Annotated in this window: 1 protein-coding gene; it reads right to left on the bottom strand. The window is 63.4% G+C overall.

Annotated elements, in window-relative coordinates:
- On the bottom strand, positions 1-426 hold a 426-nt coding region (locus tag RVY79_RS17535; RefSeq protein ID WP_317465770.1), incomplete at both ends, for a type VI secretion system contractile sheath domain-containing protein.

The following is a 426-nucleotide window of genomic DNA, read 5'->3' as shown; positions in this document are numbered from 1 at the left end:
CTCAGCTCCTTCTCGCGGCGGTCAGTGATGGCGATTTCGGTTGGGCACTTGAGCGCGACTTCGCCGTCGTCGGTCTTGAAGGTATGCGTCGGCAGGTCTTCGACCAGGCCACCGCCTTCCACACCGCGAATGGCTGCGCACCAGCCGAAGTCTTCAAACGCGGCCGTCAGGCGTGCGCCGAAGGCCCAGGCGGCGTTGCACCACAGGTACTTGCTGTGGTCGGTGCCGTCCACGTCTTCGACAAAGTTGAAGCCTTCAACGGTGGTGCCGTCCTTCGGGTTGTACGGCAGACGGCCCAGGAAGCGCGGCAAGGTCAAGCCAACGTAGCGCGAATCCTCCGACTCGCGGAAGGACTTCCACTTGGCGTATTCCACCGTGTCGAACACCTTGGCCAGGTCGCGCGGCTTGCCTAGGTCGGCAAACGAC

Origin of the sequence: Chromohalobacter sp. HP20-39, assembly GCF_033052815.1 — a bacterium.
In the GTDB taxonomy this organism is placed as follows: Bacteria; Pseudomonadota; Gammaproteobacteria; order Pseudomonadales; family Halomonadaceae; genus Chromohalobacter.
Note: the sequence above shows the minus strand (reverse complement) of the source record. Positions and strands in the feature narration are given on the sequence as shown.